Source organism: Deinococcus peraridilitoris DSM 19664 (assembly GCF_000317835.1).
Classification (GTDB): Bacteria; Deinococcota; Deinococci; order Deinococcales; family Deinococcaceae; genus Deinococcus_A; species Deinococcus_A peraridilitoris.
Genome location: NC_019793.1, coordinates 1,436,862 through 1,457,001, shown reverse-complemented (window position 1 = coordinate 1,457,001; position 20,140 = coordinate 1,436,862). Strand labels below are relative to the sequence as shown.

The 20,140-nt window shown below is 61.9% G+C and carries 25 protein-coding genes; 14 read left to right on the top strand and 11 right to left on the bottom strand.

What is annotated here, in order from left to right:
• The first annotated feature begins 1 nt into the window (after window position 1).
• The 10 genes from DEIPE_RS07030 (at window position 2) to DEIPE_RS06985 (ending at window position 6,192) form a co-directional block, all read left to right on the top strand.
• The gene (locus DEIPE_RS07030) at window positions 2-1,285 is read left to right on the top strand and encodes a hypothetical protein (protein WP_015235287.1); all 1,284 of its coding nucleotides are present in this window, start codon (window positions 2-4) and stop codon (window positions 1,283-1,285) included.
• A complete protein-coding gene (locus DEIPE_RS07025; RefSeq protein ID WP_015235286.1) occupies window positions 1,285-1,704 on the top strand; it encodes a hypothetical protein in 420 nt (139 codons plus the stop codon). The genes DEIPE_RS07030 and DEIPE_RS07025 overlap by 1 nt, the downstream gene beginning before the upstream one ends.
• Window positions 1,701-2,168 (top strand): hypothetical protein, encoded by a 468-nt coding sequence (locus DEIPE_RS07020; RefSeq protein ID WP_015235285.1) that lies wholly within the window; start codon window positions 1,701-1,703, stop codon window positions 2,166-2,168. Before DEIPE_RS07025 ends, DEIPE_RS07020 begins: the two co-directional genes overlap by 4 nt.
• A gap of 10 nt (window positions 2,169-2,178) precedes the next feature.
• Window positions 2,179-2,922, top strand: coding sequence for a hypothetical protein (locus DEIPE_RS07015; RefSeq protein ID WP_015235284.1), 744 nt, complete (start codon window positions 2,179-2,181; stop codon window positions 2,920-2,922).
• 210 nt (window positions 2,923-3,132) lie between these two features.
• Window positions 3,133-3,897: a hypothetical protein gene (locus tag DEIPE_RS07010; protein ID WP_041230745.1), complete on the top strand. Its 765-nt coding sequence runs from the start codon at window positions 3,133-3,135 to the stop codon at window positions 3,895-3,897.
• Window positions 3,898-3,927: 30 nt separating this feature from the next.
• Window positions 3,928-4,347, top strand: a complete 420-nt coding sequence (locus DEIPE_RS07005; protein ID WP_015235282.1) for a hypothetical protein — start codon at window positions 3,928-3,930, stop codon at window positions 4,345-4,347.
• A gap of 106 nt (window positions 4,348-4,453) precedes the next feature.
• Window positions 4,454-4,975: a hypothetical protein gene (locus DEIPE_RS07000; protein ID WP_015235281.1), complete on the top strand. Its 522-nt coding sequence runs from the start codon at window positions 4,454-4,456 to the stop codon at window positions 4,973-4,975.
• The gene (locus DEIPE_RS06995) at window positions 4,944-5,420 is read left to right on the top strand and encodes a M15 family metallopeptidase (protein WP_015235280.1); all 477 of its coding nucleotides are present in this window, start codon (window positions 4,944-4,946) and stop codon (window positions 5,418-5,420) included. The genes DEIPE_RS07000 and DEIPE_RS06995 overlap by 32 nt, the downstream gene beginning before the upstream one ends.
• Window positions 5,421-5,509: 89 nt before the next feature.
• Window positions 5,510-5,926, top strand: a complete 417-nt coding sequence (locus tag DEIPE_RS06990; protein WP_015235279.1) for a hypothetical protein — start codon at window positions 5,510-5,512, stop codon at window positions 5,924-5,926.
• 8 nt (window positions 5,927-5,934) lie between these two features.
• Window positions 5,935-6,192 (top strand): hypothetical protein, encoded by a 258-nt coding sequence (locus tag DEIPE_RS06985; protein ID WP_015235278.1) that lies wholly within the window; start codon window positions 5,935-5,937, stop codon window positions 6,190-6,192.
• Window positions 6,193-6,401: 209 nt separating this feature from the next.
• Here DEIPE_RS06985 and DEIPE_RS22975 read toward each other — a convergent pair whose 3' ends face one another.
• The 5 genes from DEIPE_RS22975 to DEIPE_RS06965 all read right to left on the bottom strand — a co-directional run bounded on the left by DEIPE_RS22975 (window position 6,402) and on the right by DEIPE_RS06965 (window position 11,061).
• Window positions 6,402-7,484 carry a Fic family protein gene (locus tag DEIPE_RS22975; RefSeq protein ID WP_015235277.1) on the bottom strand — a complete coding sequence of 361 codons (1,083 nt, stop codon included), beginning with the start codon at window positions 7,482-7,484 and terminating at the stop codon, window positions 6,402-6,404.
• Between the two features lie 586 nt (window positions 7,485-8,070).
• Entirely contained in the window at window positions 8,071-8,739 is a 669-nt protein-coding gene (locus DEIPE_RS06980; protein WP_157448793.1) for a hypothetical protein, read from the bottom strand.
• Window positions 8,740-9,072: 333 nt separating this feature from the next.
• The gene (locus DEIPE_RS06975) at window positions 9,073-9,255 is read right to left on the bottom strand and encodes a hypothetical protein (RefSeq protein ID WP_015235275.1); all 183 of its coding nucleotides are present in this window, start codon (window positions 9,253-9,255) and stop codon (window positions 9,073-9,075) included.
• An 88-nt stretch (window positions 9,256-9,343) separates the two neighbouring features.
• On the bottom strand, window positions 9,344-10,060 hold the full coding sequence (locus DEIPE_RS06970; RefSeq protein WP_015235274.1) for a PHP-associated domain-containing protein: 717 nt from the start codon (window positions 10,058-10,060) through the stop codon (window positions 9,344-9,346).
• The gene (locus DEIPE_RS06965; protein WP_015235273.1) at window positions 10,057-11,061 is read right to left on the bottom strand and encodes a diacylglycerol/lipid kinase family protein; all 1,005 of its coding nucleotides are present in this window, start codon (window positions 11,059-11,061) and stop codon (window positions 10,057-10,059) included. Before DEIPE_RS06965 ends, DEIPE_RS06970 begins: the two co-directional genes overlap by 4 nt.
• Window positions 11,062-11,154: 93 nt before the next feature.
• Between DEIPE_RS06965 and DEIPE_RS25250 the strand changes: the two genes are divergently transcribed.
• The 4 genes from DEIPE_RS25250 to DEIPE_RS06950 all read left to right on the top strand — a co-directional run bounded on the left by DEIPE_RS25250 (window position 11,155) and on the right by DEIPE_RS06950 (window position 15,488).
• Window positions 11,155-11,277: a hypothetical protein gene (locus DEIPE_RS25250; protein ID WP_281168006.1), complete on the top strand. Its 123-nt coding sequence runs from the start codon at window positions 11,155-11,157 to the stop codon at window positions 11,275-11,277.
• Window positions 11,278-11,402: 125 nt separating this feature from the next.
• Window positions 11,403-13,484, top strand: a complete 2,082-nt coding sequence (locus tag DEIPE_RS06960) for a molybdopterin oxidoreductase family protein (RefSeq protein WP_015235272.1) — start codon at window positions 11,403-11,405, stop codon at window positions 13,482-13,484.
• A gap of 131 nt (window positions 13,485-13,615) precedes the next feature.
• Window positions 13,616-14,134: a putative pterin-binding protein gene (locus DEIPE_RS06955; protein WP_157448792.1), complete on the top strand. Its 519-nt coding sequence runs from the start codon at window positions 13,616-13,618 to the stop codon at window positions 14,132-14,134.
• A gap of 58 nt (window positions 14,135-14,192) precedes the next feature.
• Window positions 14,193-15,488, top strand: coding sequence for a sensor histidine kinase (locus tag DEIPE_RS06950; RefSeq protein ID WP_015235270.1), 1,296 nt, complete (start codon window positions 14,193-14,195; stop codon window positions 15,486-15,488).
• A gap of 50 nt (window positions 15,489-15,538) precedes the next feature.
• Here DEIPE_RS06950 and rsfS read toward each other — a convergent pair whose 3' ends face one another.
• From rsfS to rplU, 6 genes are all read right to left on the bottom strand, one after another.
• Window positions 15,539-15,931 carry a ribosome silencing factor gene (gene rsfS, locus DEIPE_RS06945; RefSeq protein ID WP_015235269.1) on the bottom strand — a complete coding sequence of 131 codons (393 nt, stop codon included), beginning with the start codon at window positions 15,929-15,931 and terminating at the stop codon, window positions 15,539-15,541.
• A gap of 18 nt (window positions 15,932-15,949) precedes the next feature.
• Entirely contained in the window at window positions 15,950-17,242 is a 1,293-nt protein-coding gene (locus DEIPE_RS06940; RefSeq protein ID WP_015235268.1) for an LCP family protein, read from the bottom strand.
• 101 nt (window positions 17,243-17,343) lie between these two features.
• Window positions 17,344-17,850, bottom strand: a complete 507-nt coding sequence (yqeK, locus tag DEIPE_RS06935; RefSeq protein WP_052326772.1) for a bis(5'-nucleosyl)-tetraphosphatase (symmetrical) YqeK — start codon at window positions 17,848-17,850, stop codon at window positions 17,344-17,346.
• Window positions 17,851-18,063: 213 nt separating this feature from the next.
• Window positions 18,064-19,383 (bottom strand): GTPase ObgE, encoded by a 1,320-nt coding sequence (obgE, locus tag DEIPE_RS06930; protein ID WP_015235266.1) that lies wholly within the window; start codon window positions 19,381-19,383, stop codon window positions 18,064-18,066.
• Between the two features lie 68 nt (window positions 19,384-19,451).
• Window positions 19,452-19,724 (bottom strand): 50S ribosomal protein L27, encoded by a 273-nt coding sequence (gene rpmA / locus DEIPE_RS06925; RefSeq protein ID WP_015235265.1) that lies wholly within the window; start codon window positions 19,722-19,724, stop codon window positions 19,452-19,454.
• A 34-nt stretch (window positions 19,725-19,758) separates the two neighbouring features.
• On the bottom strand, window positions 19,759-20,058 hold the full coding sequence (gene rplU, locus DEIPE_RS06920) for a 50S ribosomal protein L21 (protein ID WP_015235264.1): 300 nt from the start codon (window positions 20,056-20,058) through the stop codon (window positions 19,759-19,761).
• Window positions 20,059-20,140 lie beyond the last annotated feature (82 nt).

The following is a 20,140-nucleotide window of genomic DNA, read 5'->3' as shown; positions in this document are numbered from 1 at the left end:
TGTGGCGCTCTTTATTGAGATCAACGGCGTCGATCGCGCTGCGCAGGTGGAATGGGCGTCGGTCGTGGTGGCGTACAACCTCACCAGCCAGGTCGACACCTTCAACTTCACGATGCGCCTGGCGGCGTCGCAGCTCCCCTTGATTCCTTCACCACCTCAGACGGTGGTGTTCCGGGAGGACACCGAGGTCATCTTCGCCGGCGTGATCGTTCAGGCCCCCCGGCAGAATGTCGGGAACACCGGCGAGGTGATCGTGCCCGTCACCGCGCATGACAACCAGACGCTCCTGACCCGCAAGCAGATCGCGGCGACGTACGAGAACGTCACTGCGGGCGCAATCGTGCGCGACATCGTGGCGCAGGTCGGCAACGGCTTCACGACGAATGGCGTGCAGGACGGGCCGGTCATGAAGAAGTACGCCATCAACTACCGCAATGCCGCTGACGCCATCGAGGACATCGCGCGCCTCGCCGGGTTCGACTGGTTCGTCTCCAGCACGTCGACAAGCCGGGATGTGGTCTTCCGGGCACCTGGGGAAGCGCCGGAAGCGTGGGCGCTGACCGAGGAGGCCAGCACGCCCTTCGCGGCCAGCGCGCCCTACAGCGACCTGCTCTACACCGAGGACGTGCTGCAGGTGCGGAATGTCGTCACGGTGAAGGGTGCGCGGATGGACAGTGACCTCGTGACTCAGGACGTCAAAGCAGACGGTGTGCAACGCTCGTTCGCCCTGACGCTCGGAGAAGTCACCGAAGGGTCATTCATCATGAAGATCAACGGTGTCGGCCAGCTCGTGGGTGAGGAAGGCGTCGCCGACGTGGGCACCGTCGACTGGCTGGTGAACTACAAGAACCGCGTGGTGCTCGCCGCGAAGGCGGGCACGCCCACCCCGGCGGCCGGCGCGACGGTGAGCCTGGTCTACCGGTACTTCACGCAGATCATCACGCGCGCGCGCGATGAAGCGAGCATTGCGCGGTTCGGCGAGTGGGAGCACACCGTCACCGATGAGCAGATCACCTCGAGGCCGGTAGCGAACGCCGTGGCCAAGGCGCAGCTGGTGTACTTCGCGGCGCCCGCCATGACCATCCAGTACAAAACCACCCGCCCGGGCCTCACGAGCGGTCTGCGTCAGCGTGTGAACGTACCCCGCCTGGGGGTCAGCTCGACGTTTCTACTGCAGAACGTCGAGCTGCGCCTCAGAGGCTTCACGCACAGCACCACCTTGATGCAAGGCGCGAGCGTCTACCTGCGCGAGTGGTTCGTGACGGGCAGCAAGGTGGTCGGCTGATGGCCCGCGAGCTGGAGCGCACCCTGGCGGACCTGCTGCGTCCCAAAACCCTCAGGGGTGGCAACGAGACGGTCGAGAGCTTGGTGCTGTTCTCGGACACCGTGCTGATGACCGACAGCGTGACCGCCACCCTCGGCGCGGCACGCTGCCGGTTGGGCTACATGCAGGTCGGCCGCTCGCAGGTGCTCGGGGCGGCCGACGCGACCTTCACCGGCCTGACTTCACTGGACTTCGACGAGCGCGATACCGCGTACCTCAGCGAATTCACCCGGGCCTCCGAAGCGCTGTACGAGGAGCTCGGTGAAGTTCTGGCGTTCCTGCAGGACGAGCTGACCTTCGAGTTGATCGGAGGCAGCGCGCGCCTGTTCACGAGTGCATTCACGCGCGCCTCCGAGGCGTGGCTGGAAGGAGAGACATGAAACTGAACGCTACGTTCGGTCTGACCGGTCACGTGCGGGTGTTCGAACACCCCCCCGCGTACGCGTACAGCCGAGACACCTACCAGCAGGCGCGCGTGGTGCACGACGATCACAACGCCATCGAGCGTCTGGGTCTGGTGTACATCGCGCAGATGCTGCTGGCAGATCCGCTGAACGGCGGTTTGAAGTACGGTATCACCCAGCTCGGGGTGCACAGCGGCGCGAATGAGGTGTTCCGCGCGGACCTGACCGATCAGTTCACGGTCGGTGGCAGCGTGACGAACATCCTCTACATTTCGACGCTGCAGCCCGCGCTGCAGCCCGTGACGATCAACGGAGCGCGTCTGTACCTCGGGCAGGCCGGCGCCTTCACGACGCTGGCGACCGCGAACGTCGCCGCTTTTCAAAAGACCAATCTGCTGGCGTGCACGGTTGAGTGGGTCATCAACCTCACGGCCGGGTAAGGGGGAGTGAATGCCGAGAAATAAGCTGGTCCCCGACTTCAGTGGCGGGCAGGCCGTCACGGCCCGCGTGCTGAACCTGATCAAGGAGAACGTGGTGTGCGAACTCCTGCCAGGTGAGGTGCTGTCGAGCCACACGGCCACGAGTGCCACGAAGATCCCACCCGGGTACTCGATGATGATGTACTCGACAGCGGGCAACGACGCCGGCATGCCGGCGGGTGGCACCCTGCCGGGCATGCTGCTGACGTACGCCGCCTTCAACACGAACGCGAGCCTGACGAACGCCTGGCAGCAGTTCACGGTGACGATCACCACGGCCGGCCGGCAACCCCGGGTGTTCTACCGTTCGCTCAACCCGTCGTCCGGTACGTGGCTGCCTTGGGCTGAGGTGGCACCCGGACGGTTGAAGGTCAACACTCCCGGTCAGTCCGTCGGCGGAAGTGGTGGTGGAGCGGCCATCGGGCTCGTCGGGCCACTGGCGAGCACGCAACCCTCCACGTTCGTTGCCGCCGAGCCCGTCGCGATTCGCTTCACGTTCACGGGAGTGATTGAAGCGACCACCCGCTGGTACTCGTGGGGCACGCTGCCTGCGGCGAACCTTACGCTGTCCACGGCAGACGGCACGCAACTGACCGGGGCCCAGTGGAGAAAGACGGACTCGACCAACGGGCCTGCGGTGTGGATCACGAACAATTACGGCGCGACGTTCACCGTGGCGACAGAAGTCATTTTCGATCCGATCCTGCTGCCTTGAGGCAGTCTGGAACGAATTACAGTGGGGTGCGTAGGGAACCCTGGAGGCAGGATGAGGAAAGCATTTTCGGTGGGCGTTCTGGCGTTGATCTTGGCGGCATGCTCAGGGCCAGCGGCGCCGGTCATCACGGATTCAGGTCCGGTTGTGGTCGATCCAACGCCTCAGCCGGCGAAGTACACCACGACCCTCCGGGTTGTAAAAGGGGGAGGGATGACCAGTCAATCAGTCGGCGCGCAAGCGGTCGAAGTGCCAGCGGACGAGTTCGGCGCCGCTTACGGGGATTTTCGGGTATCGGTCCAGATGGGCGCCTCGGCCGTCGTGACAGTGCAGGACAGCGAAGGCAAGGCAGTGAAAGCCAGGGTGTCTTTTGAGCCTGGCGACAAGCTGTCACTGTACTCAACCGGGGACGCGTCTGCGGATGTGATGGCGACGGCTCCTGGTCTCGCGACTTTGACGGCCACACCCGTCGAGCCGGACGCCCCTGTAGAGACGGCCACGCTGAAGGTCTACCCGGCGTTTACACTGACGGACCGGCCTGATGAGCACCCCTCGCTCGCCTCGGCGGTGCGGATCGCCGGTGAGGTGACGACGAAGGACGTGGCCGACGTGTGGCTGGAGAGTCCGAATTTCCCGGACGGGCACGCGCAGCAGGGCGATTCGTACCGGCTGCATGTGCCGGGCGGCGTCCTCGCGATCGACGAAGCGAAAATGGGAGCTCCGCTCGACCTGACCGCCCTGGACTGGAATGCAGCGCCAGCCGTGATCGAGCTGGGAAGCGAAGCCATACGAGGCTCGGCGCCGGTGACCCGTTGGGTTGGGCGGGACCGCGCTGGGCAGCTGTTCAAGCTGAGGGTGGCGACATACAGCGGCCAGTACCAGACCGATCAGAGCGGCGCCATCATTCCAGGGAGTGCCGCGTTCGAGCCTCTGCTTTGGGTGATGCCTGCAAACACGGTCGGCGAATTCGACTACTGACCCTCTGTTGATCCGCTACGCTACGGCTGTATGACCAAACTCATGGTTCTCACCGCAGTGCTTCTGTCCTCAGTTGCTGCTGCCGCCGACACGAAGCTTGCCGCCGAGTCCACGAAAGTCCTTCTGTCGGCCATCGATGCCGGCGCGAAGACAGACTTCGAGCAGTTCATGTACCTGCCTGGGTATGGCTTCTCGGCCACTGACTCCAAAATCGGCGATTTTGATAAGGAGTTCCCTTCCATCTATGCGCAGATCAAGGGCCTGACGACCGCTCTGAAATCGACGGTAAAGGGCATGGACGCCAATGATTGGGTGAGCTTCCACGTCCAGTTCGTGTCGTTCTCCAAGGACAATCAGAATGTCGTGGTCCGGCAACGATTCACTGACCTTGGCGATGCCGAGAAGTGGGAAGTCTGGCTCAACGGCCAGCCATACAACACCAAAAAGTAGCACCTTGCCAACCCATGAGCCCCCGCCGAGCGCGGGGGTTTTTCATTGCCCGCCACGGCGGAAGGAGCACCATGCACACAAATCCATCTCCGCTCGTGGGGGCACCGTGACCCTCGATCGTGCCTTCGAGATTTTTGGACCACCCGCGGTCATCATCGCGATCATCAAACTCCTCGCTGACCTGATCATCGCGTGGAACAACCGCCGGCAGAAGACCGAAGAGCTCGGCCAGTCCGGTGGGCAGTGGCTGCTGACCACCCTGCAGAAGCAGCTGGGTGAGGAACGCCAGGAGCGCATCAACCTCGGTCAGGAAGTCAGTGAAGTGCGCAGTGAGCTCGCCACCGTGCGGGGCGAGCTGGCCGCGCTCGGCGAACGCAACAAGCACCTGCACGAGGAGAACACCCGCCTGCTCACTGAGAACGCGGAGCTGCGCGCGACGGTCGGCAACCTCACTGGCGAGAACCTGCGCTACAGCGCCGAGAGCGAGTCGCTCAAGCGTGACCTGCGGATCGCCTGGCGCCGCCTCGACGAACTGGAGTTCGAGAACCAGGCGCAAGCCAACCAGCTGCTGAGAACAGCAAGAACGGAGGAAAGCCATGAAGGAACCGAAGCAAAACCGCAACCTTGACGACCTCAACCCACTCTTTCGCGCGCCGCTGGAGCGCTGGCTCGCCGCGGCGAAAAAAGCGGGATTTACGGTGCTGGTCTACGAGACCTTCCGGACCCTAGAGCGCCAGCGTTACCTGTACGCGTGCGGCCGCACCGTCGCGCCGATCGGGCGGATCCTGACGTACACCCTCGACAGCGCGCACCGTTACGGCATGGCGTGCGACCTGGTGCCCCTGCATTCGAACGGCACCGCCAACTGGAACGGGTACGCGGCGCTGTACAAGGCCGTACCGCCCAGTGACTACGGCCTGGAGACGCTGAGTTTCGAGCAGCCGCACCTGCAGCTCGCCGGCGTGAACGGACCGAAGCAGAACCAGAGCGTGAAGTTCTGGGCGGCCCGGCAGGGTGTGAAGTGCGACGTGGTCGTGGGCAGCAAGTGGCCACCCACGACCAGCAAAGCCTGACCTCGGTCCATCGCGCCTCGGCGCCCGTCAATCCGAACAGACATGGCAGGAAACCTGCCATGTCGCTTTCTTGTGCCCTGGAGGCCACCATGAAACTGAATGCGCGTACCATCGCCCTCGGCCTGCTGTTTCCGATCTTCGCTGTCCTGACGCTGCTCGTGCTGAGCATGGCGCAGGCTTCCGTCGTGGCGCCCGACGTCGCCGGCTACCAGTTGTCTGCTGAGCTTCTCGTGCTCGTCACGCCACTCGTTGCGCTCGTCATGAACGCCATCGGCTCTCCCCTCACTGCGCTCAGCAAACGCCTCTTTAACACTGAAGGGGTGCTGACCCGTGCGGTACATACCGTCATCATTGTGCTGATCACCCTCGTGGTTGGCGTGGCCACTGGGGCCCTGCAGGGAGCACCAGGTGCCCTTGCCATAGCAGCGGTGCTGGCCATCCTCAAAGGCTTTGGTGATTACGCCAGGCTCAAGGACAGCACCACCGCGGGCGTCCAGGGAAAGTAAGCGAGGCCGTGTGGGGTCAGATTATCCGGAGCTTCGATCCCACCGGCCAGAAGCAGCGCGAGTACCAGGAAGCCACGCGGCTGGATCCCGAGAGGATCGCGCACCCGGTCGAACTCACGCGCCAGGAGAAAGCCCGCCTCAATGCCCTCGCTGATCAGGCGGAGGCGGAGCTGCGCCGCATGACGAACGCACCGGATGGGTTCGGTTTCACCTTGCTGGACGAGGCGACCGGTCGCCTGCTTGACCCCGCAAAACGCAAGTTGTAAAGGGCACCCCCGCTCTGGTCCATGTGACCGGGCGGGGGTGTTTTTTGCGTTACGGAAGCCGGTGAGGCGCAACGCTGGCCATGGGATGGTTATCCCTTGTTTTCAGCAATTATTCATGGTCCGAAAATAATTTCGCTGCAACTTAGGTAGAGATGGCTAGGAATCTATATATAAACTTTGTAATATTGCATACCTCTTATCATGATAGACTACTCAGAAAGCAGATCTATAAAATTGCTATTTGCGTAATACTTGTTTTTACCATGAGTGAATTCCATCAAAACGTTATTGCCTACCAAAGTTTGGAGATACTTGAGTGCTGTTGGTCTGCTAACGCTTAAACTCTCCTCAACAAATTTGATCTTGAAAACCGGACGACGAAATATAACCTCTATGAGATCCTTACTATATATTGAATTACTTTGAGATTTTACCTGTTGCACGGTATCATTTATCAATTCTTCAATTCTATATATCTTGCTTTTAGTAATTATAGAAGTGCTCTCAACAGCTTTTAGCATATATATAATCCAATCTTCCCATTTCCCTTCTTCAGTAACAGCTTTTAGGCCCCTATAATAGTCCATTTTGTTCTCAATAATGTATTTGCTTAAGTAAAGAACGGGTATCTCCAGGAGGCCCTTGTCAATTAAATATATAATGTTTAGTATTCGCCCTGTTCTTCCATTCCCATCGGAGAAAGGGTGTATCGCTTCGAATTGATAATGAGTAATAGCCATTTTTATAAGAGGATCTAATTCTGATATAGAATCATCGTTCATAAACTTTTCTAAATCATATAACAAAGCCCTAATTAAAGGTTCTCCATCTGGGGGAGTATAAATAATTTCCCTTAGGCTATTCATTATTTTAGTACCTGGAGATTTTCTAACTCCTATGTCCACCATTTTAATAGTAGTAGCAATCTCCTCAAATAAGCTGGTGCATAGAGGACGGCCCATTTTAATTTGATCATAGGCATACCATAGGGCTTGCCCATACCGCAAGACTTCTTTAGTTGCTGGATCCGCGTTTCCGTCATCTGCGAAAGCGCGATAAAGCTCGTCATTTGTGGTAACGATGTTTTCGATTTCGGATGATAATTTTGCTTCTTGAAGTCCAATCATGCTGATCAAAACTGATTGGTCGGGGATTACTCGACCAGCGCCTTTGAGCTCGCCGAGCGCTCTAGTAGCCCTGTTGAGTTGCCTGTAGACCTCTGTGGTTATGACCTCTTCAGGAGGTGGGAGCGCCGGCAGGACGTTAAAAGCTATGTTTGGATCGTACGTCATGTTTCACCTTTGTAATACTCATCACATTTCTATCTACCTAGAAAAAATTTAGCATATTTTTTCTAGGTAGATACCATCTACAAAACTTTTTTCTAGTTAGACTTTATCTGCAAACTTTTGTATTGAATCTTTCTAGGTAGGAGGGACCTAGAAAAAGGCTTTCTAGGTCCCTCCTGGAAAGATTTCCCAATCTCCATCAGGCTTGGCAAAATCCTAAGATAAAGGGTAGATTAAGGTTTCACCTCTATCCATACCATGCCATTTATGGTCGGCACTGTGCCAAAAGGTCCGTCTAGGTGGAGCAAAACTCACTCTAGGTGCGGGAGGAGCAACCAAAAGTCTCAAGTAGTGACCAACTATGGTCTCCCTAGGTATCGGCTAATCTTAGGTTTTTGAGCATGGCTTAGACAAAGAAACTCGCGTCTAGCACCAATCAAAGCAGAACCTAAACATGTCCTCCTTCACGCAAGTAGCTGTCTAACGGTACTCTCAGCGTTAGGGTGCGCATGCTCGGGGCTCATGCCGACACTGTCGGTGTCGATCGCCCGCTCGTAGCTGTCGGGCACCAGTTTCCGCAAATGGTACATCATGCCTCTCCTTTATCAGGTGGAACTGGAGGCCCGAGCTTCAAGAATGCAGCAGCGTGAGGCTCGAGGGTGAACGCAAGTAGAATTCCTCCGCAAAGGAAGGTCCCAAAGGCTCCGGCGGCACAAAATCCATATGCTGCCAATGCGAATTTTTGTCCCCCGCTACTCGAAAGGACGCCGAGGGCCATGTCGGTTTCATACGTCTTGTTGAGCAGCCATGCCAAACCGATCACCAGGGCAGCAGCAGTACACATAGCTGACCACAGGAAAAAGGCAGCTGCTCGTTTGAAGTTCAGTTGGTCTCGCTTTCGGCGTAAGTCTGCCCTGGCGAAGTTGAGGCAGGTGGTTGTCAGGAAGATCAAAAACGCTGCCAGCACCGCGAAGAAGGTTGCCCCGCCCTGAACCAGCGCCAGAGGGCTCTGATCGGGAACTTTGGGTGGAGAACCCACAAATAAGATTGCAGCTGCCAAAGCTCCATAAAGGACGAATGGCGGCACAAGCAAATATGCCAGCAAGAGCAAGCGTCCAACTAAAACTCCAGTAACAACCAGCGCCTTAAAACCCGCCCAGAGCCACGGGAAGCGTCTCCTCCTCGTATGAACCGATTGAATCGTCGGTTCCGTCTCTGCGGAGTCTTCTCTTGGAGTTGCCAACACTTCTTCCGTCACCCTTACACTGTGCCCTGTCGTTGCTCACCTGAGCAACGACGAGCTTCTCCCCGCATGGGCAGATGCTGGGTAGAGAAGCCGGGAAGAAGTATCCCAAAGTGGGAAATTGCCTGCTGTCCAGGCCTGAACGGCCTCTGGTTTGCCGGGTTTTAACGACTACTCGGGAAGTATCGGGACAGGGTAAAAGGTGTGCGCTTGAGTCTCCTAAGCCCTAGGCCACAGGTTCGATTCCTGTCGAGCGCACCATAAAAAAGGCGCGGCGTAAATGCCGCGCCTTTTTTATGGTGGCTGTTTTTCATGGTGGCTGGCTGCCGCGCCGAGCGCGACAGGGCCTTAGGCGGGTTTGGCTACCCTCAGCGCCATGTTTCCCTCAGCAAGGGAATGCAGGGCGAGCATCAGGCGCTGGGCTTTCTCCGGGCTGTCCGTGAACGCGATATCAATGCCGTTTTCGGTCACGGCAAAGTACTGGCGTTGGATATCCCGGTGGGTGAGACGGCGAATGGCATAGGTTTTCATGTTGTCTTTATTTTGCCTTTATTCAGTTTTAATGAAGATGAGCCAGCTTGCAATCCTGAACACATTTCAAGCATGTCGTGGTGAGATCCTACCGCCCATAAGTGGCGCTGCCGCGCCGCTCCTTCCACTGCACCAGCTGCTTGTACACAAAAGCCCGCACAGGATGTGTCCATTCACCCAGCACCGATCCCAGGTGCAGCACTTCGAGCAGATCCTGCGGCGTATCGACGGATCGCCGGGGCACCTCGGTCCAGGCGTCGCCGAGCTGTCGCCAGGTGTGCGCATCCGAGCCTCCCGAAACCGGGAGGTTCCGCGCGCGCGCCCAGGTCTCGGCGGCGCGGTTCCACTTCGGGCGTGAGATCCGCGCATTAAAGCTCTCGACGATATCGATCTGATCGGCAATGCGTTCACGTGCCGCGGGGCGCAGGCGATGGCGCTTGAGTGGATCAAAGCCGTGCGGCAACAGCACCAGCCCACCCTGCGCCTTGATTTCGCGCACCGTCTCTTCCGGACTCAGGCCAGGGGGAATACGCTCCTGCAAAAACAGGCCTACGATCTCGCCTTCCCGGGTGCTCACCTCCTCGCCCACGATCACCGTGAAGCGATCGGCAAATTCGCTGTTTCGCACAAACTGCTGCAGTTGCTGCGCACCCCAGATCTGATCGTGGTCGGTCACCGCCTGCACCACGACCCCGCGAGCCAGGCAGCGGTCCGGAAAGGTCGTCAGCGGGGTCAGGCAGTCATGTGACGCTTCCGAGTGACAATGCAGATCAAGGCGCATCATTGGCCCGCTCGCGGGCGTCATGCCGACACCTCCCGGGGAAAAGCGGCCTCTTCACGTGACGAGGTCGGCTGACCTTCTGCCCTTGCCTCGGGCGGACACACTTCCGAAGCGGGCAGCAGCAGCGTCAGGGCGCCGGGCAGCACCTCGATGTCCAGCGTTCCCTCCTCGGTCAGCACCGGGGGCAACTCCTCGTGACCGCGCACCGGTCGCACTTCACCGTCCACGTGCACTGCCTGACCCTTCCACGTGACACGCAGATGACGCCCCTGCAGGGTACGCACGCTGGGCAGGGTATGCAGTTCGCCCGTGACGAGGCAGCGCAGGTACTGCAAAGTGTGGTCACGGTCTTCGGCGCTCACCAGCACCAGATCGAGCAGGCCGTCTTCCGTGCTGGCGGCGGGAGCCAGTTTGAGCCGGGGTCCGGTCGCACAGGTGTTCAGCATCTCGGCCAGTAGAAACGAACCGGACAGGAGCTGTCCGTCCAGCACGAGCTGTAAGTCGAGCGGCACATACGTACTCAGGGTATTTCCCAGGGTGCTCAGCGCCCGTGAGACACTCTTGCCTTCCTCGGGGTCGTATGCCGCCAGGACCTCGGCGTACAGCCCGCAACCCGCCGCTTCCAGAAAAAACTCCTCGCCCCAGGGCGCGGTGATCTTGCCCACGTCGAAGGCGCGCTGCTCTCCTGCTTTCAGGCGCGCGGCCAGCTCGAGGGGAGTGCCGCTGAGGTCCAGGGTTCGGGCAATGTTGTTGGCCGTGCCGAGCGGCAGGATGGCAAGCGGCACACCCTCGCCGCGCAGGCTGCGACGTATCAGCCGCTTGGCAACCGCGCGCACCGTGCCGTCACCTCCCACCGCCACAACCAGATCGCGCGCGTTGTCCAGCACTTCATCGAGGTCAGCCTCGGTGGTGGTCTCCTGGTAGACCGGGTGGAAACCGGCCTCGGTCAGGGCGCGCTGCAGCTCCTCAGGCTGGACGCGGCTCGCCCCGCCGGCCATGGGGTTGTAGACCAGGGTGGCCTGCATGTCAGGCCGCCCCCAACTTCGGTGAAACACAAGCTGGAATTCGCGTGTTCATCACAATCTCCTGAAAGGTCCGGGCGGAGGCGTTCGTGCCGAATGCCTGAAAACCAGAGGCCTGCAAAAATGGTGCTGCAAGATGAAGTGTCCGAGGGGCAGATCAACATGGGGCAGATCAACATGGGATGGCGCAGCGAGCGAAAAAAGCGTGCAAATCGTTGATTTCACTCTAAACTGCTCGAACTGACCGTGTCCGGGACTCTTCTGAAGTTCGTCTTGAGCCTTGCCGGCCTGGCAAGTGAGCTTGATCGGGTTTGGTTCGCCGGTCGCGCCGTACACTGTGCCGGATGACGCGCGCTTCGATTTCCGCTTCCGAGACTTCCCGTGAAGTCGTGCTGACCTGCCCGCTTGACTGCCCGGATGCCTGCCGGCTGAAGGTGCGCCTCGTCACCGGACAGGACGGTGTCGAGCGGGCGGTGAACATCGGTGGGGATTCGCGTCATCCCATCACCCGCGGATTCGCCTGTGCCAAAACCGTTCACTACCCCGCGCGCCAGTATCATCCCGAACGGCCGCTGTATCCGCTCAAGAAGGTGAACGGTGAGTTCGTGCGCGTGTCCTGGGAGCAGGCCCTCGATGACATCGCCGTACGTCTGCGCGAAATTCTCGATCGGTACGGGCCGCAGTCGATTCTGCGCTACAACTACGCGGGCACCATGGGGCTGCGGGAAGGCTCACATGTACACGCCTTTTTTCGCGCGCTGGGCGCACCGGAACTGGAAGAGACCATCTGTGCGACCGCTGGCAGCGCCGCCTGGGAGCTCGGGTACGGCAGTCCCCGCCTTGGCGTCGATCCCGAGGACGTGCCCCACGCCCGCCTGATTCTGCTGTGGGGCATCAACAGCCTGACGACCAACTCGCACCTGACCCCCTGGCTCACCCAGGCCCGCAAGAACGGCGCGCGAATTGTCCACATCGATCCTTACCGCAACAAAACCAGCCTGTATGCCGACTGGCACCTCAAGATCCGGCCCGGCACCGACGCGGCCCTGGTGCTGGGCCTGTCGCGCATCATCATCGCGTCCGGCTGGCATGACGAGGCTTACCTCGCGCGCGCCGGTGAGGATTTTGGGGCGTTTCGTGCCGAGTGTGAAGCCTGGTCCCTGGCGCGCACAAGTGACGTGACCGGCCTGAGCGAAAGCGAGATTCAGGACCTCGCCCGTGCCCTGGGAACCACCCGTCCTACCTACATCCGGGTGGGGTACGGCATGACCCGCCACGAGAACGGCGGCAGCAACCTGCGCGCCGTGACGCTGCTGCCCGCCCTGCTGGGCGACTGGCAGCACCGTGGCGGCGGCTGTACCCTCACCACCAGCGGCGCGTTTGCGCTCAACCGCACGCGTCTGGGTGCGGCCCACCTGATCGAAAGCGCCACGCCGCGCGTCAACATGAACGAGCTGGCAAGCGCGCTCGCGCCTGAACGGGGCGTCAAGGCGCTCTTCGTGTACAACTGCAACCCGGCGGTCGTCGCGCCCGACTCCGAACGGGTGCGTGCCGGAATGGCCCGACCGGACATGCTGACGGTGGTGCTGGAACAGGCCATGACCGAATCGGCGCGCCTGGCAGACTTCGTGCTGCCCGCCACGACCTTCCTGGAACACGCCGACCTTTACACCAGCTACGGGCACCACTATCTGTCCTACAACGACGCCACCCTGCCCCCCTCAGGTGAAGCCCGCCCGAACTCCTGGGTGTTTGGAGAGCTCGGGCGGCGCCTGGGCATCGAGGAGCCCAGCCTGTACTGGAGCATGGACGAGCTGCTCACCGAGCTGCTCGCCACAGAGCATCCGCATCTGGCCGGCATCACGCCCGAGAAACTCAGGCGCGAGGGTTCGGTGCGCCTGTCGTTGCCCGAGCGCTTTCTGCCGTACGCCAACGGAGCACACACGCCTTCCGGCAAGGTGCGTTTCTCGCCGGTGCCGCGCCACACCGAACCACGGGCGCAGCTGAACGCCAGTTATCCCCTGCGGCTCCTGACGCCGCCCGCGCACCACTTTCTCAACAGCACGTACGGCAACCTCGACCAGCTGACCCGCGCCGAAGGAGGAGAGCCGCAGGTGCTCGTCCACCCGGAAGACGCCCGGCGTGACCGTGTGACCGACGGCGCCTTGGTGCAGGTGCAGAGCGAAACCGGCTGCATCACGCGCCGGGTACGGATCAGCGACGCAGTTCAGCGGGGCGTCGCGGTGCTGGAAGGCACCTGGTGGGGACTCAGCGCCCCGGATGGCAAAAGCGTCAACGCCCTCACGGCTGAAACTTTGACTGATCTGGGCGGTGGTAGCACCTTTCACAACACCCGCGTTCGGCTGGTCCCAGTGGACCCAGACCGGCAGAATGACCTCCCGCATCACCCGAACGTGCAACCCTGAACCCGCAGTCGATGAAGACGCGGACGTGCGTTTGTCCGCGCTGCGGAGCGTGAGTTTTTCCTGCACGCAACTTTGTTCATGAGAAAAATCAGCTTGCGATAAACTGGGACTTTTGACTATGCTGATGCGTGTTGCCCCGCCCGCTTTGGTTGTGCTGCCTGGCCGCGCTGCTGCCTGCCTGCAGTACGCCGATGGCTTACCGCGAGGTGCACCCTCCGCGCGCACTGCCAGCGCGCGCGGAGGGTGAAAAAATCCTGCTGCGCGTCGACACCCCGACGGGTGAGCGCCTCTTCACCCTGCGGCAACTCGAAGCCTTGCGGGCCGTCGAGTACCGCACCGAGCATCCGCAGTTGAACAAGACCTTCGCTTACCAGGGGGTGCTGCTCTCCGACCTCGCCAAGGAAGTCGGGTTGCAGGGCCGCGACCTGCGCCTGGAAGCCGTCAACAACTACGGATCCACCATCGCCCGACGCGATTACGAGGACTACCCGGTGCTGCTGGCGTACCGTGCCGATGGAGAGCCGATTTCCATGCAGAACAAGGGACCGTTGACCGTGGTGTTTCCTACCCACGCCTATGCCCGGCGCTTTCCCGAACTCAAGTACGGCGCGCAATGGGTGTGGTACGTGAACAAGGTTCGCACGCCATGACGCACGCTGCCGATAAGGCCACCAGCCGCACATCCCACGAGGCTCCGCGGAACACGTCATGAACCCCGGGGACCGCTCGATCTCGCTCAGACGCAGCCTGCTGGTGGCCCTGCTGCCCGGGCTGCTGGTGGCCCTGCTGATCGCGCTGTCCTTTACGTCCTCGCTGCGCACGCTGACCGATGACCGGGCCAGCTGGACGGCGCACCCCTATCAGGTGCTCTCGCAGCAGATCTCGCGGGTCATTCTGGGGCGGCTTGAGCCTTCGCTCGATCTCGACCACGCTTCTGAGGAGGAGCGGATCGAGGCAATTCGCTCCAGCTTTCTGAACGAAGCCGAGGAATTCAAGGAGCTGCCGCAGGTCGAGGCGTTGGGACCGGCCCGGCTGGCGCGCGTCCGTACCCTCTTCGAGCAGGGTGTACGCCAGAACGACCTGCACGCCCTGCTGCACGCCCAGCAGGAAGCCGACACCCTGAGCCTGCAAGGGCGCGAGCGACTGCAGCAACTACGCGAAGACGTCTACGAGCAGACCCGCTGGCTGCAGATTTGGCTGGCTGCCACGGGTGCGCTGGCGGCGGTGGCCCTGGCGAGCCTGGTGACCCACCTGATTCACCTGTGGGGCCGCGAGCGGCAGTTGCGCTCGCAGCAGGCCCGCATGTCGCGCGAGCTGAGCCTGATGGCGTCGCACGAACTGCGACGCCCCCTGCAGCAGCTGGCGCTGGTGGCCGATCTGCTGCAGCACGACGAGCTGATCGGAGAAGCCGAACGCGCCCGGCTGCTGCAGCGCCTGTGCGACAGCGCCGCGCAACTGGCCGTACTGAGCGACCTTTCCCGGCTGGAAGCCGTGTACGCGCAACCCGAGCTCAACCGCTCGGCACAGGACCTGAGCGTACTGCTGCTGGAAGTGGCCGGAGCCCTTTCACGCGTCAGCATTCACGCCGGGGAGGAACTGGTGTGGAGCGTCGACCCGGTGCGGTTCAAGCAGGCCGTGGAGAACGTGCTCGAAAATGCCCTGAAGTATTCGTCCGACGACGTGCGCATCGAACTGCGGCGCGGCGAGCGAGGACCCGAGGTTCACGTCGTGGACCGCGGTCCGGGCATTCCGCCGCAGGACCGCGAGCGGATCTTCGAACCGTTTTACCGCGTGCCCGGTGCGGTGGTGGCCGGGCACGGCCTGGGCCTGGCGATCGCGCGGCGCTTCTTGCAGGCGCACGGGGGCGATATCCTGCTACAGGACGAGCCTGGCGGTACCCGCATGGTACTCGCACTCAGCGTGACCGCCGAGGAGCGTGCATCCATGACCTCGTCATGGTCACGCCGCCTGCCACGAACGGACAAGCTCGCTTCCAGGGGATAAGTCACGGCGGCAGGCCAGAGCCCGCCGCCGTGGTACTGGGTACTGACCGCTCAGGACAGTTGTGTGTCGTCGGGAAACTCCAACAGGCGCGCGTCGTTCCACAATCCTTCGAGGTCGTAGTACTCGCGGGCTTCCCTGGTCATGATGTGCACGACGATCGAGCCAAAGGACAGCAGCAGCCAGCGCTCGCTGGGGCCCTCGACGCTGGGTTGGGGCAGCCCGACTTCCCGGCTTTTCTCGCGGATGTTCTGCTGCACCGCGTTGAGCTGCAAACCGGCAGTCGCGGTGCAGATCACGAAGTAGTCGAGCGTACTGGAAATATGGGTGAGGTCGAGGACCGTAACATCCTCGGCGCGCCGTTCGCGCGCCGCCTGCACGACCGCGCGCAGCTGCGTGTGGGTGGCGGAATCAAGGGTGGAACCGGAAACAGGGGAATCAGGCATAAGTTCTCCGAGAAGGAATCAGGGGCGAAGAGAAAGGGGCAGTCGTGCGAGTTCGGCGTAGCGGGCCCGGGCGTCCGTTCCAAGGTACACCCCGACTTCACCCCGCTCGACGGGAAAACGCAGACCCTGCAGGCGGGGCAGATCGAGCCAGCGTGACACGCTTTCGGCACTGCCGACTTCGCTGAGGGTAAAGACCTGGCTGCGCTCACCGCTGATGGCCGAGTCGCTCACCTCGGTAACGCGAAAACCACGCGCCTTGAGGGCCCAGGCCACCTTCGGGCCGAGCCCGGTGCCGCTCGCGTCCACGATCCGCACCGGAACGCTCTGCTCGCTGGCAAGGGTCGTACTGGCGCCGCCCCATAATTCGGCGAGCGCTTCGCGGTCGGGCATCAGGTTGGTGGTTCCCGGAATTTCCCGCGTGGGCAATGTGGCAAACGAGAGCTTGTAGTCGCGCAGGTAAGGTACCATCTGCTGAATCAGCGCGGGATCGGCGTTGGTCTGCACGCTGCCGGAAAAACCGCGCAGGATCGCCGGCAGTGCGCCTGCCAGACCACCCGGGGTGCGCAGCTTGTCCACCAGCTGCGCGATGGCGGCCTTCTGGTGGTCCATGCGGCCGTAATCGTCTCCGACGCCCTTGCGCATACGCAGGAACGCCACGGCTTCTTTGCCGTTCAGGCGCTGCGGACCGCTTTCCAGGTGCACGTGCAGTCCGGCCGCGTAATCGTCGAAGTCGATTTTGGCCGGTACGTTCACGACCAGTCCGCCCAGCGCGCTGATGACGGCGGCCACGAAGTCGGTGCGCACGACCGCGTAGTAATCGATGCGCTCCCCGGTGATCTCCTCGATGCGTGAAACCAGCTGCTCGGGACCGCCAAAGGCGTACGCGGCGTTGATCTTCTGGGAACCGGCGTCCAGAAACGAATCGAAGCTGCCTGCCTGGGTGTCGCGCGGAACGGTCAGGATGTTCACGCGGGTGCCGTCCACCTTCATCAGCATCAGCGTGTCGGTGCGGCTCTCGCGCTGCGCCCGCTCGGAGTTCTGGTCCTGACAGGGCGTACGGTAGTAGCAGTACGCGATGTCGCGGCCCGCCAGCAGCACCGTGAAACGCGGCGGCTGCCCTTCGGGCGTGACGAGCGCCGCCCGCCGGACCTCACCGGCCGTGCTGGTGAGGGTCCAGTATCCGGCAAGCGACAGGGTGGCCAGTGCAATCGACGCCAGCTGCCACGCCCGCCAGACGGGCACGGTGCGGCCCGCTTCCGAGTAGAACTCGGTCGGCTTGGGCGCAGCGGACTGTTTGGGCTTATGGCTCATGCGGACACATTCATACGTTCACCAGCAAAAGTCTTGGAAGCAGGCCAGAGGCTGGCCGTCGAAGGTCAAAGGTCACGGGTTAAAACCGTCCGGCATGCCGTTTATTCGGCGAGATCCAGTGCCTCGAAGGCGCGCAGGGTCCGGGGATGAACCTCAATGCCCCGCCCGCGCAGGTAGCGCACCTTCGAACCGACGGCCAGCTTGAGGGCGGCTTCCAGATCCTGCAAAGCGAGGCCCCGGATGTCGTCGTTGACTCCACGTCCCGGCTCGCTCACGTCGGCCACGTACACTGCCATCGCGACACCGTTGGGACCCCGCGGCCCGGTGGTGTGATCCTCGACTGCTTCGAGCACCACCGCGTCACCGTAGCCCCAGCGCTCCAGCAGCACGCGCCCTGCCCGTCCGTGCAGCGCCAGCGGGTGCGCGCTGTCGATGGGGCATTCGGGCGGCGCGAGGCGCAGCAGTTCCCGGTCCGGCAGATCACGGGCAACGTCGTGCAGGATGCCGGCGGTGTAAGCACGCAGCGGATCGATGCCGTTGGCCAGCGCGATGTCGCTGGCCAGCTGCGCGACCCGCAGAACGTGCTCGAAGCGGCGTGGTTTGACCATCAGGCGGACGCGGTCACACCACGAATCGAGGTCTGCGCCGGGCGCATTCACGGAAACAGCAACAAGGCTCACCACAGGGTTCAAACGGCCTCCGCCGCACGGGAAGTATACCCGAGTGTGGTTCCCGAAGGCTGTGAAGCGCACAGCCTTCGGGAACGCGCGTGATCAGATTGTGCCAAGTGAAGCTGACGGAGGGCTACCCGCTCACTTGAGTCACTTTTCATCCTCGTAGTACTGAAAGCGGAAAGGCCCGATCTCGACGGTGTCCTCTTCTTTTACCCCGGCACGCTTCAGGGCGTTGGTGAGGCCCTGACGTTTGAAGTACCCGGTCAGGTACTCGGCCGCGTCGTCAAGATGCCGCTCGAAGCGGGCCAGCCGCTCCTCGAAACCACCTCCCTTGACCACCCACACCCGCTCTTCCTTTTCGGTGCCGACATTCGTGTGGGCCGGCTCGATTCGCAGGGGAGCCGGGCCTTGCAGAACGTCGGGTTCCTCTTCCAGGGCGTGCGTTTCCACCCAGGCTTCACGCGAGGGCAGCACGTCCAGAATGGTGTCACGCAACGCCAGCAGCCCTTCGCCCGTCTGGGCGCTGATTTTCAGGACCGGCAGGCCAAAGCGCGCCAGGTCTTCTTCGAGCATTCTGGCGAGGGCCTCGTCGGTGCCGCCGTCTTCCGCCTTGATCAGATCGAGTTTGTTGAGCACGATCAGCGCGGCGTTTTCCAGCAGACTCGGATCATACGAGCGCAGCTCGGCCTGCAGGTGTTCCAGCTCTCCGGCAGGATCACGGTCGGCGGCCAGCACGTAGACCAGCAGGCGCGTGCGGCTGATGTGCCGCAGAAACTCCAGGCCGAGGCCTTTTCCTTCGCTGGCGCCTTCGATGATGCCGGGAATGTCGGCCAGCGTGAAGCGGCGGTCGTGCTCCGGGTCCTCGACGACGCCCAGGATGGGGGAGAGGGTCGTAAAAGGATAATCCGCGATGGCCGGGTTGGCGCGCGAGAGTGCCGCCAGCAGACTTGACTTGCCCGCGTTGGGGTAGCCTACCAGGCCCACGTCGGCGATCAGGCGCAGTTCCAGCCGGAGGCGGCGCTTTTCGCCTTTGGTGCCCAGCTCCGCGAAGCGGGGAGCCTGACGGGTGGCGCTGACAAACACGCTGTTGCCGCGTCCGCCCAGACCACCGCGCGCCACGACCTTGACCTGCCCGATCTCGGTGAGGTCGGCGATAACCTTGCCGGTTTCGGCGTCGAAGGCCGTGGTGCCCACTGGCACGTCGATGAAGAGGTCCTGCCCGTCCGCGCCGGCCCGCAGACGGCCCTCTCCATAGCGGCCACTTTCGGCCTTGAAGCGGCGCTGACCCACCAGGGTGTCGAGGCTGGCAATGTTCTGCGTGGCGCGCAGATACACGCTGCCGCCCTTGCCGCCGTGGCCACCGTCAGGACCGCCCTTGGCCATGTACTTGGCGCGGTGGAAACTCATGGCGCCGTCGCCGCCATTGCCTGCGGTCACGTCGATCTCTAGCACATCACGAAACGCCATTCCTGCCTGCTTTCAATGAAAACGGGGGCTTGCGCCCCCGGGTCGTGTTCGTCTGGGTTGCCGGAAACTCAGTCCGCGGCGACTTGCACGAGGGGCTGCACGCTGATGAAGCGGCCCTTGTTGCCCTTGTTGGCGAAGGTCACGGTGCCTTCGACCAGTGCGAACAGGGTGTGGTCACGGCCCATGCCGACGCCCACGCCTGCCTTGAACTTGGTCCCACGCTGACGCACCAGGATGTTGCCGGCCAGGACTTTCTCGCCGCCGAACTTCTTGACGCCCAGGTACTTGGGATTGCTGTCACGACCGTTCTTGGTCGAGCCTACGCCTTTCTTGTGTGCCATTTCATTTCACCTCGCTCTTGATGCTCTTGTCGAATCAGGCGATGCCGAGGATCTTGATCGCCGTGAACTGCTGGCGGTGACCCGTGCGGCGGCGGTATTGGATACCACTCTTGTACTTGCGGATGTAGATTTTCTTGCCCAGGCCGTGCTCGACGACTTCGGCGCTGACCGTCAGCTTGCTGGCAGCGTCACCGATCAACGTCTCGGCGCCGCCCACAAAGATCGGGGTGAGGGAGAGCTTTTCGCCCGCTTCACCACTGAGTTTTTCGACGCGCAGCGTGTCGCCTTCTTGGACGCGGTACTGCTTGCCCCCGCTTTGAATGATTGCAAACATCGTTTCTTCCTTCCCGCCCCGCTTTGCTTTCCGTCTGTTCCGGTCTGGAACGGCAACTTTTCGGCGCGACACAAAGTCCCGC

Coding starts and splice junctions, on each gene's coding strand:
- rpmA (WP_015235265.1), bottom strand. CDS start 19,724: ATGGCACACAAGAAAGGCGTAGGCTCGACCAAGAACGGTCGTGACAGC.
- rplU (WP_015235264.1), bottom strand. CDS start 20,058: ATGTTTGCAATCATTCAAAGCGGGGGCAAGCAGTACCGCGTCCAAGAA.
- DEIPE_RS07020 (WP_015235285.1), top strand. CDS start 1,701: ATGAAACTGAACGCTACGTTCGGTCTGACCGGTCACGTGCGGGTGTTC.
- DEIPE_RS06970 (WP_015235274.1), bottom strand. CDS start 10,060: ATGACGCCCGCGAGCGGGCCAATGATGCGCCTTGATCTGCATTGTCAC.
- DEIPE_RS22975 (WP_015235277.1), bottom strand. CDS start 7,484: ATGACGTACGATCCAAACATAGCTTTTAACGTCCTGCCGGCGCTCCCA.
- DEIPE_RS06950 (WP_015235270.1), top strand. CDS start 14,193: ATGAACCCCGGGGACCGCTCGATCTCGCTCAGACGCAGCCTGCTGGTG.
- DEIPE_RS06975 (WP_015235275.1), bottom strand. CDS start 9,255: ATGAAAACCTATGCCATTCGCCGTCTCACCCACCGGGATATCCAACGC.
- DEIPE_RS07015 (WP_015235284.1), top strand. CDS start 2,179: ATGCCGAGAAATAAGCTGGTCCCCGACTTCAGTGGCGGGCAGGCCGTC.
- DEIPE_RS07025 (WP_015235286.1), top strand. CDS start 1,285: ATGGCCCGCGAGCTGGAGCGCACCCTGGCGGACCTGCTGCGTCCCAAA.
- rsfS (WP_015235269.1), bottom strand. CDS start 15,931: ATGCCTGATTCCCCTGTTTCCGGTTCCACCCTTGATTCCGCCACCCAC.
- DEIPE_RS06960 (WP_015235272.1), top strand. CDS start 11,403: ATGACGCGCGCTTCGATTTCCGCTTCCGAGACTTCCCGTGAAGTCGTG.
- DEIPE_RS25250 (WP_281168006.1), top strand. CDS start 11,155: ATGCCTGAAAACCAGAGGCCTGCAAAAATGGTGCTGCAAGATGAAGTG.
- DEIPE_RS06990 (WP_015235279.1), top strand. CDS start 5,510: ATGAAACTGAATGCGCGTACCATCGCCCTCGGCCTGCTGTTTCCGATC.
- DEIPE_RS07005 (WP_015235282.1), top strand. CDS start 3,928: ATGACCAAACTCATGGTTCTCACCGCAGTGCTTCTGTCCTCAGTTGCT.
- obgE (WP_015235266.1), bottom strand. CDS start 19,383: ATGGCGTTTCGTGATGTGCTAGAGATCGACGTGACCGCAGGCAATGGC.
- DEIPE_RS07010 (WP_041230745.1), top strand. CDS start 3,133: ATGACCAGTCAATCAGTCGGCGCGCAAGCGGTCGAAGTGCCAGCGGAC.
- DEIPE_RS06965 (WP_015235273.1), bottom strand. CDS start 11,061: ATGCAGGCCACCCTGGTCTACAACCCCATGGCCGGCGGGGCGAGCCGC.
- yqeK (WP_052326772.1), bottom strand. CDS start 17,850: ATGGTCAAACCACGCCGCTTCGAGCACGTTCTGCGGGTCGCGCAGCTG.
- DEIPE_RS06995 (WP_015235280.1), top strand. CDS start 4,944: ATGAAGGAACCGAAGCAAAACCGCAACCTTGACGACCTCAACCCACTC.
- DEIPE_RS06940 (WP_015235268.1), bottom strand. CDS start 17,242: ATGAGCCATAAGCCCAAACAGTCCGCTGCGCCCAAGCCGACCGAGTTC.